This window comes from Flavobacterium lipolyticum (assembly GCF_020905335.1).
In the GTDB taxonomy this organism is placed as follows: Bacteria; Bacteroidota; Bacteroidia; order Flavobacteriales; family Flavobacteriaceae; genus Flavobacterium; species Flavobacterium lipolyticum.
The window spans coordinates 1,607,080-1,620,591 of the sequence record NZ_JAJJMN010000001.1 but is presented as its reverse complement, the minus strand read 5'-3'; the positions used below and the strand labels follow the sequence as shown (position 1 = coordinate 1,620,591).

The following is a 13,512-nucleotide window of genomic DNA, read 5'->3' as shown; positions in this document are numbered from 1 at the left end:
TTTGCTGGTTTCAAAAAGGTATTTCGCTCCATTGGAGCTTTTTGATGCTGGGGAATTACATTTTCGATGCGTATTTTGCTCCGCTGGAGCAGTTTGAGATAGAAAAAGTGGTAGTTCTTTTCGAGAAAAATTTTAATTGATGTAAAACAAAGGGGCTGAATCATTTATGAGTCAGTCCCTTTGTTTATTCAGATAATTGGCATTGTTTACTCCGTTGGAGCAAAATATTTATAGATAATAAAAAGCAGTAGGGGGAAAAGCTCCAGCGGAGCGGTATATTTTGCCTTACAGTACAGGGTTTTCTAATTTTTGTAAATATCCTGGTCTGCAAAAATTCACGATAATGTGTTTGAACAAAGTGTATGAATTATTTCAATTACAATAAACAATATGTATTGCTCGCTTCTCTAAAAACACAACAATATTAAAAAGTAAAGTACCGATAACTTTAGTCCTTACCTTCATGTTACTTATTTTTTCCAGATCTCAGGATTTCTTGAAGTATGAAAAACAGCAAGAACGTTTACTGTTTTAAGGTCTTCGTTAATTGAATAATGAATTAAAAACGGAAATTTTTCCATCTTCCAACATCTTATTTCATGATATTTCTTTGAAAACAAATATGGATTTTTCTTTAAAGAATTAATTTGTTTTTTGGTTTGATTTTTAAAACGTGATCCCAAACCTTTTGATTGCATTTCATACCATTCAGAAGTATTTTGAATGTCATTGAAAGCATCAATATCTATTTTTAAAGAGTAATTCAAAAATTATAGATTTTTAGCAACATCATCCCAGTCTAAAAGTCTTTCTGGATTTGCTTTGGCTTTTGTTATTCTGTCTAAAACTATTTTCTGATGCTCAACCGGAATTTCCATACTATCATTCCAGATAGCATCATTGATTTTCAGCCTGTCTTTTGGGGATAGTTGTTTTACTGCCTCAATCAATTGGTTAACACTTAGATTGATGTTTAATTTTATAGTTTCCATAAGAACAAAGTTAATGAAAAAATGATTTTAAAGTGAATGAATTTCTTGACAACAAGATTATTTTTATTTGTCTGCTGCTCCGGCTGGAGGTAATTGAGTTTATTCTGAAGCTTTTTTTGAAAAATAGAATCATTACCATAAATTCCTTTTCAAATTGAAACAAAAAAACCTGACAATTTTCATCATCAGGTTTTCTCTATATTCTTTGTTCTTTACTCTATTTTCTCAAAAAAAACTTAGTCGTTCAATTTCAAAACAGCCATAAATGCCTCTTGTGGAATCTCAACGTTTCCTACCTGACGCATACGTTTCTTACCTTTTTTCTGTTTTTCAAGAAGTTTACGTTTACGGGAGATATCTCCACCATAACATTTTGCGGTAACGTCTTTACGAAGTGCTTTAATCGTTTCACGAGCGATAATTTTTGCACCAATCGCAGCCTGAATCGGAATGTCGAATTGTTGTCTTGGTATCAATTCACGTAATTTCTCGGTCATTTTTTTACCGATGTTGTAAGCGTTGTCTTCGTGAATCAAAGCAGAAAGTGCATCAACCGTCTGAGCGTTCAAAAGAACATCCAGTTTTACCAGTTTTGAAGTTCTCATTCCAATAGGAGAGTAGTCAAAAGAAGCATAACCTTTAGAAACCGTTTTTAAACGATCGTAAAAATCGAATACAATTTCGGCCAATGGCATGTCAAAATTCAGTTCCACACGTTCTGTTGTCAAATACGTTTGATTGGTAATCTGACCACGTTTTTCGATACACAAGCTCATTACGTTTCCAACGAAATCGGCTTTTGTAATGATAGTTGCTTTTATAAAAGGTTCTTCAACACGGTCTAAACGAGAAGGTTCAGGCAAGTCTGAAGGATTGTTCACCACAAATGCAGTTTCGGGATCTTTTTTGGTATACGCCAAATACGAAACGTTAGGTACGGTAGTAATAACCGTCATGTCGAACTCACGCTCTAAACGTTCCTGGATAATTTCCATATGAAGCATTCCTAAGAATCCGCAACGGAAACCAAATCCTAAAGCGGCAGAGCTTTCCGGAGTAAAGACTAACGAAGCATCGTTTAATTGCAATTTCTCCATAGAAGAACGCAAATCTTCATAATCTTCGGTATCAACAGGATAAATTCCGGCGAAAACCATTGGTTTTACATCCTCGAAACCTGTAATCATATTGGTTGTTGGTGTTTTGGCATCTGTAAGAGTATCTCCCACTTTTACCTCTTTGGCTTCTTTAATTCCTGAAATTAAATAACCAACATCACCGGTAGAAATTACATTTTTTGGAACCTGATTTAGTTTTAAAGTCCCCACTTCATCGGCAAAATATTCATTGCCAGTAGCCATGAATTTAATTTTTTGCCCTTTTCTGATTTCACCATTCATCACTCTGAAGATAACCTCGATTCCACGAAACGGGTTGTAATGTGAATCAAAGATCAATGCTTGCAATGGTTCGTCAACATTTCCTTTTGGGGCCGGAATTTTTTCAATAATAGCGGCTAAGATATTCTCCACACCAAAACCAGTTTTTCCCGAAGCATGAATAATATCTTCTAATTTACATCCTAATAAATCGATAATATCATCGCTTACTTCTTCAGGATTGGCACTAGGTAAATCTACTTTATTCAAAACCGGAATAATCTCAAGATCATTCTCTAAAGCCAGATATAAGTTGGAAATAGTTTGTGCCTGGATACTTTGTGCTGCATCAACGATTAAAAGAGCACCTTCGCAGGCCGCAATAGATCGCGAAACTTCGTATGAAAAGTCGACGTGACCGGGAGTGTCAATTAAATTTAAAATATATTCTTCTCCCTTGTAAGTGTATTCCATCTGAATGGCGTGACTCTTAATGGTAATTCCACGTTCACGTTCCAGATCCATGTTGTCAAGCAATTGTGCTTTTTCTTCACGAGCTGTAACGGTTTGTGTAGCGCCCAATAAGCGGTCTGCCAGTGTACTTTTACCGTGGTCAATGTGTGCAATAATGCAAAAGTTACGTATCTTCTTCATTTTAATATGTCAATTCTCTAAACGAGTTTAAGTAATTTCCGGGTCTAAATTTGCACTGTAGCAATTGCCTTAGAGCATGTTAATAAACCGCAAAGATAGCGCAAAGTTTTGGATTCTGGAATGTTGATCTTCGATAGTTGAATACGGAATTTTAAAATAGTTTTTAAAAGACTAGATAATACTGTGATTTTTCTAAAAATAGAGCAAATCCGACAGATTTTAAAACCTGTCGGGTTTGGTGTAGCAAAACAATTAACTAAATTATTCTAACTTTAAATTATAACCCAGTTGAAAGTACAACGGAACCATAGGTTTTGTTTTAAAATCCTGGGTAATTACTTTTCCCAGTCGTAAAGTAAGGTCACTTCGGCGAAAGGAATATCCGGCTTGTATGCCGTAGTTGAAATTGCCTCCGGTCGCAGGTTCATACCAACCGTCTTTTACATTGGGATAGACGTCTTTGTAAATAGCCGAATTTTTAAAATGGGTAGCAATGGCTTTATCAAAACCAAATTCTCCGGCGACAAACCATCTCAGTTTATAATACCCAACAATCGCAGTTGCATCGGCGCCAAAGTTTTGTAAGGTGACTAACGGATTTTCGTATCGGCGATAAATTCCGTGAAGGGCGGCATTAAAACGGAAATGATTCAGCTGGTAAAGGTTCAGTTGTCCGCCAATTTTAGTTTTAAAATCATCCAATACTGTTTCGCCTGATGGCAAGGAAAAAGATGCTTCGACTACAATTGGCAGTTTGGTTTTGAGATGGTAACCGTAAGCAAGTTCGTAAACAAAACTATGTTCCCAGCCGGCATTTATGTTTAGAATGTGTTTTTGATTCTTGTTAAGACTTTCCCAGTTTAAGGTTTGAGAATAGGTTTTTCCTACGAAAAGAGAGAAGATAAAGGTGCTGATTAATAATACTGTTTTCATCATGGGATTATTTTAGATCATTTAAATAGTTCAGTACAAAAGGATGCACATTTTCCCATTTGAAGTAGATCATCTCGTGCCCAGTACCTTTTACTTCAGCTAGGGCAGTATTAGGAAAAAAGGCGGCTTCTTTTTGGGCGAAGGATAAACCATAGGACTGATTTAATTCGCCATACAAAAACAGGACTTTCGTTTTGTACTGACTTAGGTTTGTAGTAAAATCAAAGCCTTCATTTTCAGCAATGTCAGTTAAACTTTCTAAAACGGTTGTTCCGATTCGCCAAAATGGGGATGGACCTGAAATACCTTCCTTGTTGCCTTTCGCATAAGAGAAACCTGTAGAAACTCCCAGTTTATAGTCAAGAATTTCATGTTGGTTTTCTTTTCCCGTTAAAAATTGATCGATATACAATAAATTGCTGGTGGCCTCGGAGAATAATTTTATTTTACGGCTCATTTCTCCGTAATCGTCTAATAGTTTTTTGTTTAGTCCGCCCGGTTCCGCCAGAATAACACCATTGATGGCCGTTGGGTATTTGTTGACATAGGCGGCGGCAAGCATGGCGCCCCAGGAATGTCCGAAAAGAAATGTCTTTTGAGTGGGTGTTTTACGGTAATATTTTATGACTTCAGAGAGATCGTCGATCATCAATTGAATGGAGTAGGTGTTTTTGTCGTGTCTTTTGGATAATCCGGAACCTCTTTGGTCGTAAAAAATAACATAGTAACCTTCGTCGGCGAGTTGTTTTACATTCAGACCATTTCTGTAATCAGATCCGGGACCACCATGCAGGAAAACTAACATAGGATGGTTAGGGTTTCCGAAAGTTTCAGCATGAAGTTGTGTTCCGTTTATAAAAATCGAAGGTAAGGTTGGATCCTGGTCGACTGTTTTCGGAACTAAATTTCCGGGTTCATCAACATCATTTTCCTGTTCGCATCCCCAGAAAAGGAAAAGAGAAAGGACAATTGTGACAGAGTAAAAAGCTTTGTTTCTCATTGCATAAATTGGTTTAAATTTCTGCAAAGATGTACTGTGGTACTATGCTGGTCGCCCCAACTTGTAAGGTGGTTCCAGTTTATAACTTAAAAACCTGTCGGGTTTAAAATTGAAGTTATTTCAGGGATTAAGGAATGAGCTCATTTTTTAACACATAGGGACATAGATTTTTATCTTAAAATAAAGGAGATCAAAAAACAAGTTTTCGCACATAGCTATGTTTGTTTGAAACAAATGAAATGCCTTTTCTGAGTTTACAAAAACTATGTTTCTATGTGTTTAGGAGAATTGATTTTTGAATTATAAATTCAAACCCGACAGGTTTTCAAAAACCTGTCGGGTTTAAAATGAAAGTTTTTTTAAATATTCAGAAGGAGAAACTCCAGTTGCTTTTTTGAAGTTTCGGTTGAAAGCTGTTTTTGAATTAAATCCGCATTCAAATGCTATGGAGAGAAAAGTAAATTTTTGATTTTCGGGTAAAAGAATGGTTCTTTTAAATTCTTCAACACGCTGGAAATTGATGTAATCGTAAAAGTTTTTCTGTTCTGCCGAGTTGATAACCTGTGAAAGTATGTTGGGATGAACACTTATCTTTTGGGAAAGCTCGGTTAAAGTTAAATCGGCATTTTTGTAGATTTTTTCATCATCCATGAGTTGTGTCAGTCTTTGATGGATAGCCGTAAGTTCTGAAGAAGTAAGTCCTGATTTCTCGTATTTAATTTTTTCAGATGTATTTTTGGTGTCAACGCTTTCAGATGTTAAAGTCTTAGAATGATTATTTTCGGAAAGCGGCTGATTGGTGAAAATTCCAACCTGCTTAACGCCGAAATAACCAATAAAAATGAGATAGAAAACCACAACTGAAAAAATATATTGATCATCAAAGAAGAGAATTGCCAGCCAGATAATGCAAGATCCAAGAATTAAATAGCGCAGCCAGGTCAGGTTGATTCTTTCGGTATGCGAAAATTGATTGTTGATGTTCTTTTGGTGTTTTACAAGTTTTTGCAGCGAAAGTAAAGGATAAATAATTCCCGAAAATACGATTGCAGCATACAAAATAGATATTAGGGTTTCGTAGCCTTTGCCTTTGTTTTTAAAAACGGCTGCTTTTTCTTCGAAAGACAAATTATAAAACGGAATCAGTACCAGAATGGCAGCTAGAAAAGGAATAAAATGTAAAAGATTAAACTTTTTATAGCGATTTTGGTTCGTTAAAGCCGAAGTGTATAAAAATAAAAAAGGTCCCTGAACTAAAGGCATTGGGAGTTCTAAACCCAGTAAAAAAGGGAAGTCCCTATAGTCATTTTTGTAATGAAGATAGAACAGGAATAAATGAAAGCCGGTAAAAAAGAGCCAAAGTGCCAGAATCTTGTCGGCCTCGGTTTTGTTCCTTTTGCTTGCCAGTACAACAACCAAAAAAAAGGTGATTATAATGCCGGTTAAATACAACATACAGGTCTGGGGGTATAAATTAAATCGGTTGTTAAAATATCGACCAAGATAATTTATTTTGCTCAATTGTCTGCAGTTGAGGTGTTTTGCAAAGATTAATTTTTTATAACCTGTTTGGCTTAGTAGTGAGGCTATTATTCCTCTTTAGACGTTTCAGTATGGTGGTCTTTAAATTCCCCATACCATTTTTCGATTGATGGATAAACAAAAGCGGCTACTTTTTTAACCGGATTATAAAAAATAGAATGATCTAAGGTTTCTTTTTTAGCAAAAGTGTTATTGAAATTGATCTTCTCAAAAAGAGCGATAAAAATACTTAAGATTAGTATGGTTTTTAAAATTCTGAAAAAGCCACCGCCTAATTTATTGGGTAATCCCAAAAAGGCAAAATCGGCAATTCCGGTAAGGATTTTAGCTAGGAAGTAAATACCAATTACCACTAAAATAAAAGTGAGAATAAAAGCAGTGATTTGTATCGTGTTCGGATTCCAGGAAACATGCTTCATGATCAATTCTTTCATAAAAGAAGAGAATTTAATCGCAATATAGATTCCCAACAATAAAGAAACGAAAGAAGCAACTTCTACAAAAAGCCCGTTTTTAATTCCTTTATATAAACTAAAAGCTAAAAGAGCGGCCACAATTATATCAAAAAAACTCATATTTGGGTGTGTTTAAAAAAGCGCAAAGATATACTTTTTTAGGTTCGGAGGTTCAGAGTGGCAAAGGTTCAACTGTTTTTTTGGAGTTCTTCTTTTCTAAGTGTTTAATTTTTTTAGGTGCAATGTGTTGAACTATGTATCTTTGTAAATCAAAATTTAGCGTTAAGATTGTAATTCTGTCCCCTTCAGAATTGAATTTTGCAACAATCTAAGATCTAAACTCAAGAATCTAAAATCATAAAATGTCCAGAGATACACAACTAAAAGAGCGATGGGAAAAGCTCGTCGATATATTGTCTAATCAATTTTCGCAAGGAGAAGATTTAGATTTAGACGCCATAATTTATTTAATCGGAGTTCAGGAACTTGGAAAAGTACACCGTGAATTCAAAAAAGATGAAAAATTAAACCTAATGCACATCGCCATTTGTCGATTATTGGAACCTTATGGGTTTTATGAATTTGACTTTTTTGATGCTGAGGGATGGCCACATTATAAAGTAAAAGAAGAATTACCGCCACTGAAAGCAGGCGAACAATCGGTTTTGATGAAAGAAGCCATTGTGAATTATTTTTTAGAAAGAGAACTGATAGAGTAGTTTTTAGTCTCAGCCTCAGTTTTAAGTCCAATTGAGACTGAAAACTGAGACTGAGACTGTATACTTTAAAGTAAAATTATGTAAATTTGCACCTTCAAAGCAAGACTGATGATAGACAAGATAAAAGAACATATAGAGGAAGCAAAAGCCTTTAATGATAAAAATAAAGAATCTTTAGAGCAATTCCGTATCAAGTATTTAGGTAGTAGAGGTTTAGTTAGAGAACTTTTCAATGAGTTTAAAAATATTCCAAACGACCAGAAAAAAGATTTTGGAGTAGTAATGAATACTTTAAAAACTGCTGCGGAAGAAAAGGTAAAAGCGATTCAGGAAGAGCTGGAAAGCAAGCAGGAAGTAAAAGGAATGTTTGGTGATTTAACTCGTGCGGCCGAACCAGTAATTATTGGTTCACGTCACCCGATTTCAATTGTTAAAAATCAGATTATTGATATTTTTGCAAACATTGGTTTCAACGTTTCTGAAGGTCCGGAAATCGAAGACGACTGGCATAATTTCACCGCTTTGAACTTACCGGAATACCATCCGGCGCGTGATATGCAGGATACTTTTTTCATTCAGACTAATCCTGATGTGTTGTTGCGTACGCATACATCATCTGTTCAGGTGCGTTATATGGAAAATCATAAACCGCCAATTCGTACTATTTCTCCGGGACGTGTGTTTCGTAACGAAGCGATTTCGTCTCGTTCGCATTGTATTTTCCATCAGGTAGAAGGTTTGTATATTGACAAAGAGGTATCGTTTGCCGATTTGAAACAGACGTTGCTTTATTTCACTAAAGAAATGTTCGGGAAATCGAAGATTCGTTTGCGTCCGTCGTATTTCCCATTTACAGAACCAAGTGCCGAAATTGATATTTATTGGGGTTTAAAAACCGAAACGGATTATCGTATTACCAAAGGTACTGGTTGGCTGGAAATTGGAGGTTGCGGAATGGTAGATCCAAATGTTTTGAAAAATTGTGACATCAATCCTGATGAATACAATGGTTTTGCTTTCGGAATGGGAGTAGAGCGTATTGCTATGTTACTGTATCAAATTGGTGATATTCGTATGTTTTATGAAAATGATGTTCGTTTCTTAGAGCAGTTCAAAGCCAATATTTAAAAATAAAGTTATTAGTAAATAGTGATTAGTGAGAAGCCTTCTTTCTAATCACTATTTACATTTTATGAATTACTAAGATTATGAAAAAAGATATAACAATTCCCGAAGTAGAAAACGTATTTCTTGCAGCAGTACAGGAATGGAGCGACGACTTTATGGAAAAAGTATGGTACGCTTACCTGGTAAACGACAGTGATTTTAACCTCGACAGCGTGATGGTAGTTTCAAAAGCATTTGGAACGATTGATGGCGAGATGAAAAAAACGTCTGTTTTACGTCATGCCTTTGTAGAAGTTCCTGCAGTTTCGGTTGTCAAAATCGAAATGGTTGAAAAGAGTTTACTGGTACTGAACAACGAGTTTATGGTAACGTTCTTCATTGGAAATACATTGTACGACAAGAAATTTACTTTTAAAGCAAACCTGATCAACGAAAACGATACGGAGGAAGTGCCTATTTTATTTGTTGAAGGAGTTATGGTGAAGTAAGTAGAGCGGAGTGCAGATTTGTAGAAGCAAGAAGTAAGAAGCAAGAAGCAAGAAGCTAGAGCAAAGAGGCAAGAAGATAGATTGTAGAGAATAGAATATAGAGTTTAGATTTCTTTATATTAAAATAGAAAAGAGTCAAGATGAATTTTAATTCTGTCCTGACTCTTTTTTTATCTGTCAAAAACAAGCTCACAATCTTATAATCTTGCTTCTTTGCTCTTGTCTCTATACTCTATACTCTTTGCTCTTGCCTCTAGCTTCTTTGCTCTTGTCTCTATACTCTTTGCTCTTGCCTCTGGCTTCTTGCCTCTATATTCTATACTCTCACTTCTCTAAAAAAGAAACTAATCCAAAGACTCCGTTAATTTTTTGAAAACCGATTTTGCATCTTTTCCTTCGTATAAAACAGCGTAGACAGCATCGATAATTGGCGTTTTTGCACCATAGCCCTGATTTAGTTTATAAGCGCTTTTAGTGGCGTAATAACCTTCGGCCACCATACTCATCTCCATCATCGCACTTTTTACCGTATAGCCTTTACCAATCATATTTCCGAACATTCTGTTTCTTGAGAACACAGAGTAACCTGTAACCAATAAATCGCCTAAATAAGCGGAGTCATTGATGTTACGTTTCATTTTATGAACTTTGCGGATAAATTTCTTCATCTCGCGAATTCCGTTACTCATCATAACCGATTGAAAGTTATCTCCATAACCTAATCCGTGAGCAATTCCGGCTGCAATAGCATAAATGTTTTTAAGCATTGCCGCATATTCAGTACCAATAATATCGTCTGAGATTTTGGCTTTGATATAATTTCCGGACAAATGTTTTGCTACGATTGAAGCTTTTTCCGGATCTCCACAGGCAATTGTTAAGTAAGAAAGTCTTTCTAATGCTACTTCTTCAGCATGGCATGGACCTGTAATTACACCGATATTGTAGTAGGGAATGTCGTATTGAATATGAAAATGTTCTCCAACAATCAAACTTGTTTCAGGAACGATTCCTTTAATAGCAGAAAAGATAATTTTATCAGACAATGAAACCGTTAAGTTTTTCAATTCACCATCTAAAAAAGCAGAAGGAATTGCAAAAATTACATAATCTGCATAGGCAACTGCTTCATTAATATTATTGGTCAGTTTAAGTTTTGCCGTATCAAATTCAACCGAACTTAAGTAATTCGGATTGTGTTTGTATTTCTGAATGTGTTCGATAGCAGCATCATTACGCATGTACCAGGCAATTTCTGAAAGATTTACACATAACATCTTTGCAATTGCCGTTGCCCAGCTTCCTCCTCCAATTACTGCAAATTTTAAATTTTCACTCATTATTTTAATAATTTAAAGCAAAAGTACTTAATAATGTAGTAATAATACAAAATCTCATTTAAGAAATTTGGAAAGGCTCTTTAAATACAATAGTTTCCGGAGGATTTAAATTGGAATAGAAAATATTTTAACGATTACACAATAAAAAGGCAATCAGTACGTTGTAACTATTTATAAATTAGAATTTAATGAGTTTAGCAAGAATTGAGTTAGTTAATTTTGTTTTAGTATTGTAAGAAGGCGTTCCCATAAAATGAGAACGCCTTTTTTTGTAAAATTCCAAATGAGCTTAAAATTGGAATTTGGATTTTTTTATTTGGAATTTATGCCTTAGTAGCTCATTTCAACAATCGATTTTACTTTGTCTAAAGTAATTAGTTGTTTTTCGCCCAAACCTTTCCAGCCTCTTTCATTAAATCGGTTTACAATAAAATCAGCCGTTTTGCTATAATCGTCTGTGTATTGCGAAAGTTTAGTATCCATTCCCATAGTATGGAAAAATGCTACCGTTTGATTGATGGCTTCTTTCGCTACTTCATCGTCAGAACCCGTTAAGTTGAAAATTCTTCTGCCGTATTGGGCAAGTTTTTCTTTTTTGGTCTCAAACATGATTTGGTATAAACTAGGTCCGATGATTGCCAAAGTTCTGGCATGATCAATTCCGTATAAGGCTGTTAATTCGTGTCCGATCATGTGAGTTGCCCAGTCTGAAGGAACTCCTTTTTGAATCAATCCGTTTAAAGCCATGGTACAGCTCCACATAAAATTAGAAGCCAAAGCATAATCGGTAGGATTTTCAACCACTTTTGGACCAACTTCAATTAACGTCTGTAAAATTCCTTCGGCAATGCGGTCTTGTAAATAACCTTCGTGCGGATAAGTCAGGTATTGCTCCATTACGTGCGTATAAGCATCCACAACGCCATTTTGTAATTGTCTTTTTGGTAACGAAGCAATTACAGTCGGATCGCAAATTGAAAATTTAGGGAAAAGAGCGCTTCCGCCAAAAGCAAGTTTTTCCTGAGTTGCCTCAATAGTGACAACCGCTCCCGAATTCATTTCACTTCCTGTTGCAGGTAAAGTCAGAACAGTTCCGAAAGGCATAGCGTTTTCTTTAATAAGTAATCGTTTTTGCAGAATATCAATCGGATCTCCGTCGAAATTTACAGCTGCTGAAATAAATTTTACACCATCGATTACGGAACCACCGCCAACAGCTAAGATAAAATCAATTTTTTCAGCTTTGATCACAGCAACCGCTTTAATCAGCGTTTCAAAATGCGGATTGGGTTCGATTCCGCCAAATTCTACAATATCGAAACCTTTTAAGTTTTGAATCACCTGTTCGTGAATTCCGTTTTTAAAAATACTTCCACCACCATAGGCCAATAAGATTTTGGCATCTTTAGGAACCAGAGTAGAAAGTTTTTCAATTTGTCCTTTTCCGAAAATTAAATTCGTCGGATTGTATAATTCAAAGTTTAGCATTTTTTTTTAGAGTTTCTAAGATGCTGAGGGGCTAGGGTTCTAAGTTTTTTCTTTAGATTCTTAAAATCTCAATGTCTCAGCATCTTTCATTATTTTTTTATTGTTAAGTTCATTAGTTTAATAACTTAGAATCTTAGTGTCTTAGTACCTCAGAATCTTTATTAATTCAATTGCTGTAACAATTTTCCAGCTACTAATTTAGACGAAGCAGGGTTTTGTCCGGTAATTTTTTAAGTTTCTAAGATGCTGAGGTTCTAAGTTTTTTTTAGATTCTTAAAATCTCAATATCTCAGCATCTTTCATTATAGTAATTGTTTTATTTTAATGTTTCTAAGTCCTGTTGCTTAGAACCTCAGAACCTTAGTATCTCAGTGTCTTTATTAATTCAATTGCTGTAACAATTTTCCAGCTACTAATTTAGACGAAGCAGGGTTTTGTCCGGTGATTTTTTAAGTTTCTAAGATGCTGAGGTTCTAAGTTTTTTTTAGATTCTTAAAATCTCAATATCTCAGCATCTTTCATTATAGTAATTGTTTTATTTTAATGTTTCTAAGTCCTGTTGCTTAGAACCTCAGAACCTTAGTATCTCAGTGTCTTTATTAATTCAATTGCTGTAACAATTTTCCAGCTACTAATTTAGACGAAGCAGGGTTTTGTCCGGTGATTAAAAGTCCATCTTCTACAGCATAAGGTTGCCAGTTGGCTGCTTTCGAAAAGATAGCACCATTTTTGGTCAAAGCATCTTCCAATAAGAACGGAACTACTTTGGTTAAGCCCACCGCTTCTTCTTCGGCATTTGTGAAACCGGTTACTTTTTTGCCTTTTACTAAAAATTCGCCTTTAACTTTTACGTTTTTTAAGACTGCCGGAGCATGACAAACAAAAGCAACAGGTTTTTTATGAGTATAGAAAGATTCAATTAAAGCAATGGAACTTTTATCCTCTACCAAATCCCAAAGCGGACCATGACCTCCCGGGTAAAAAACAGCATCATAACCTTTCTGGTTGATCGTAGAAAGTTTATGGGTGTGTTTTAACTTCTCCTGTAAAGTTTTATCGGCGTCAAAACGTTTGGTGTCTTCAGTGGCCGATGCCGGATCGGCACTTTTAGGATCAATTGGAGGCTGACCTCCTAGTGGAGAAGCAATTGTAATCTCGACGCCCTGATCTAACAATTCGTAATAAGGTGCAGCAAATTCTTCTGACCAAAATCCGGTTTTCTCTCCTGTATTTCCCAGTTTATCGTTACTGGTCACAACAAATAGTACTTTTTTGGTGCTTTTTTTCGTTGCTTTTTGTGCTATAGCTGAAGTACTAAAAGCACTAAAGGCTATAATCGTAAGTAAGGTTATCTTTTTCATAAGTTTAAATTTTGATCAAATTTACGACTAAAG

The 13,512-nt window shown here is 35.4% G+C and carries 13 protein-coding genes; 3 read left to right on the top strand and 10 right to left on the bottom strand.

Annotation, left to right across the window (positions count from 1 at the left end; all coding sequences use genetic code 11):
- Positions 1 to 470 precede the first annotated feature (470 nt).
- The 7 genes from LNQ34_RS07255 to LNQ34_RS07225 form a co-directional block, all read right to left on the bottom strand.
- Positions 471 to 767 (bottom strand): type II toxin-antitoxin system RelE/ParE family toxin, encoded by a 297-nt coding sequence (locus tag LNQ34_RS07255; protein WP_229999074.1) that lies wholly within the window; start codon positions 765 to 767, stop codon positions 471 to 473.
- A gap of 3 nt (positions 768 to 770) precedes the next feature.
- On the bottom strand, positions 771 to 992 hold the full coding sequence (locus tag LNQ34_RS07250) for an addiction module protein (RefSeq protein ID WP_202700496.1): 222 nt from the start codon (positions 990 to 992) through the stop codon (positions 771 to 773).
- A gap of 236 nt (positions 993 to 1,228) precedes the next feature.
- Complete coding sequence (gene lepA, locus LNQ34_RS07245; protein WP_202700498.1) at positions 1,229 to 3,025, bottom strand: translation elongation factor 4; 1,797 nt, start codon at positions 3,023 to 3,025, stop codon at positions 1,229 to 1,231.
- Between the two features lie 261 nt (positions 3,026 to 3,286).
- Positions 3,287 to 3,961, bottom strand: a complete 675-nt coding sequence (locus LNQ34_RS07240; RefSeq protein WP_229999073.1) for a hypothetical protein — start codon at positions 3,959 to 3,961, stop codon at positions 3,287 to 3,289.
- Positions 3,962 to 3,965: 4 nt separating this feature from the next.
- Entirely contained in the window at positions 3,966 to 4,958 is a 993-nt protein-coding gene (locus tag LNQ34_RS07235; protein WP_202700500.1) for an alpha/beta fold hydrolase, read from the bottom strand.
- 342 nt (positions 4,959 to 5,300) lie between these two features.
- The gene (locus LNQ34_RS07230; RefSeq protein ID WP_229999072.1) at positions 5,301 to 6,413 is read right to left on the bottom strand and encodes a helix-turn-helix domain-containing protein; all 1,113 of its coding nucleotides are present in this window, start codon (positions 6,411 to 6,413) and stop codon (positions 5,301 to 5,303) included.
- Between the two features lie 134 nt (positions 6,414 to 6,547).
- Complete coding sequence (locus LNQ34_RS07225; RefSeq protein ID WP_229999071.1) at positions 6,548 to 7,075, bottom strand: CvpA family protein; 528 nt, start codon at positions 7,073 to 7,075, stop codon at positions 6,548 to 6,550.
- A gap of 242 nt (positions 7,076 to 7,317) precedes the next feature.
- On the opposite strand from LNQ34_RS07225, the gene LNQ34_RS07220 reads away from it, so the two are divergent.
- The 3 genes from LNQ34_RS07220 (at position 7,318) to LNQ34_RS07210 (ending at position 9,290) form a co-directional block, all read left to right on the top strand.
- The gene (locus LNQ34_RS07220; RefSeq protein WP_029270935.1) at positions 7,318 to 7,674 is read left to right on the top strand and encodes a hypothetical protein; all 357 of its coding nucleotides are present in this window, start codon (positions 7,318 to 7,320) and stop codon (positions 7,672 to 7,674) included.
- A gap of 108 nt (positions 7,675 to 7,782) precedes the next feature.
- Positions 7,783 to 8,802 carry a phenylalanine--tRNA ligase subunit alpha gene (gene pheS / locus LNQ34_RS07215; protein WP_202700508.1) on the top strand — a complete coding sequence of 340 codons (1,020 nt, stop codon included), beginning with the start codon at positions 7,783 to 7,785 and terminating at the stop codon, positions 8,800 to 8,802.
- Positions 8,803 to 8,882: 80 nt separating this feature from the next.
- Positions 8,883 to 9,290, top strand: coding sequence for a hypothetical protein (locus LNQ34_RS07210; protein WP_070906388.1), 408 nt, complete (start codon positions 8,883 to 8,885; stop codon positions 9,288 to 9,290).
- Between the two features lie 344 nt (positions 9,291 to 9,634).
- Here the strand turns inward: LNQ34_RS07210 and LNQ34_RS07205 are convergent, their stop codons facing one another.
- The 3 genes from LNQ34_RS07205 to LNQ34_RS07195 all read right to left on the bottom strand — a co-directional run bounded on the left by LNQ34_RS07205 (position 9,635) and on the right by LNQ34_RS07195 (position 13,479).
- Complete coding sequence (locus tag LNQ34_RS07205; protein ID WP_017497416.1) at positions 9,635 to 10,630, bottom strand: NAD(P)H-dependent glycerol-3-phosphate dehydrogenase; 996 nt, start codon at positions 10,628 to 10,630, stop codon at positions 9,635 to 9,637.
- Between the two features lie 330 nt (positions 10,631 to 10,960).
- Complete coding sequence (locus tag LNQ34_RS07200) at positions 10,961 to 12,118, bottom strand: iron-containing alcohol dehydrogenase (RefSeq protein WP_229999070.1); 1,158 nt, start codon at positions 12,116 to 12,118, stop codon at positions 10,961 to 10,963.
- A 599-nt stretch (positions 12,119 to 12,717) separates the two neighbouring features.
- Complete coding sequence (locus LNQ34_RS07195; protein ID WP_202700510.1) at positions 12,718 to 13,479, bottom strand: type 1 glutamine amidotransferase domain-containing protein; 762 nt, start codon at positions 13,477 to 13,479, stop codon at positions 12,718 to 12,720.
- Positions 13,480 to 13,512: the final 33 nt, after the last annotated feature.

Excerpts from the sequence above, each read along its gene's own strand:
- LNQ34_RS07250 (WP_202700496.1), bottom strand. The coding sequence starts at position 992 with ATGGAAACTATAAAATTAAACATCAATCTAAGTGTTAACCAATTGATT.
- lepA (WP_202700498.1), bottom strand. The coding sequence starts at position 3,025 with ATGAAGAAGATACGTAACTTTTGCATTATTGCACACATTGACCACGGT.
- LNQ34_RS07240 (WP_229999073.1), bottom strand. The coding sequence starts at position 3,961 with ATGATGAAAACAGTATTATTAATCAGCACCTTTATCTTCTCTCTTTTC.
- LNQ34_RS07235 (WP_202700500.1), bottom strand. The coding sequence starts at position 4,958 with ATGAGAAACAAAGCTTTTTACTCTGTCACAATTGTCCTTTCTCTTTTC.
- LNQ34_RS07230 (WP_229999072.1), bottom strand. The coding sequence starts at position 6,413 with ATGTTGTATTTAACCGGCATTATAATCACCTTTTTTTTGGTTGTTGTA.
- LNQ34_RS07225 (WP_229999071.1), bottom strand. The coding sequence starts at position 7,075 with ATGAGTTTTTTTGATATAATTGTGGCCGCTCTTTTAGCTTTTAGTTTA.
- LNQ34_RS07220 (WP_029270935.1), top strand. The coding sequence starts at position 7,318 with ATGTCCAGAGATACACAACTAAAAGAGCGATGGGAAAAGCTCGTCGAT.
- pheS (WP_202700508.1), top strand. The coding sequence starts at position 7,783 with ATGATAGACAAGATAAAAGAACATATAGAGGAAGCAAAAGCCTTTAAT.
- LNQ34_RS07210 (WP_070906388.1), top strand. The coding sequence starts at position 8,883 with ATGAAAAAAGATATAACAATTCCCGAAGTAGAAAACGTATTTCTTGCA.
- LNQ34_RS07205 (WP_017497416.1), bottom strand. The coding sequence starts at position 10,630 with ATGAGTGAAAATTTAAAATTTGCAGTAATTGGAGGAGGAAGCTGGGCA.
- LNQ34_RS07200 (WP_229999070.1), bottom strand. The coding sequence starts at position 12,118 with ATGCTAAACTTTGAATTATACAATCCGACGAATTTAATTTTCGGAAAA.
- LNQ34_RS07195 (WP_202700510.1), bottom strand. The coding sequence starts at position 13,479 with ATGAAAAAGATAACCTTACTTACGATTATAGCCTTTAGTGCTTTTAGT.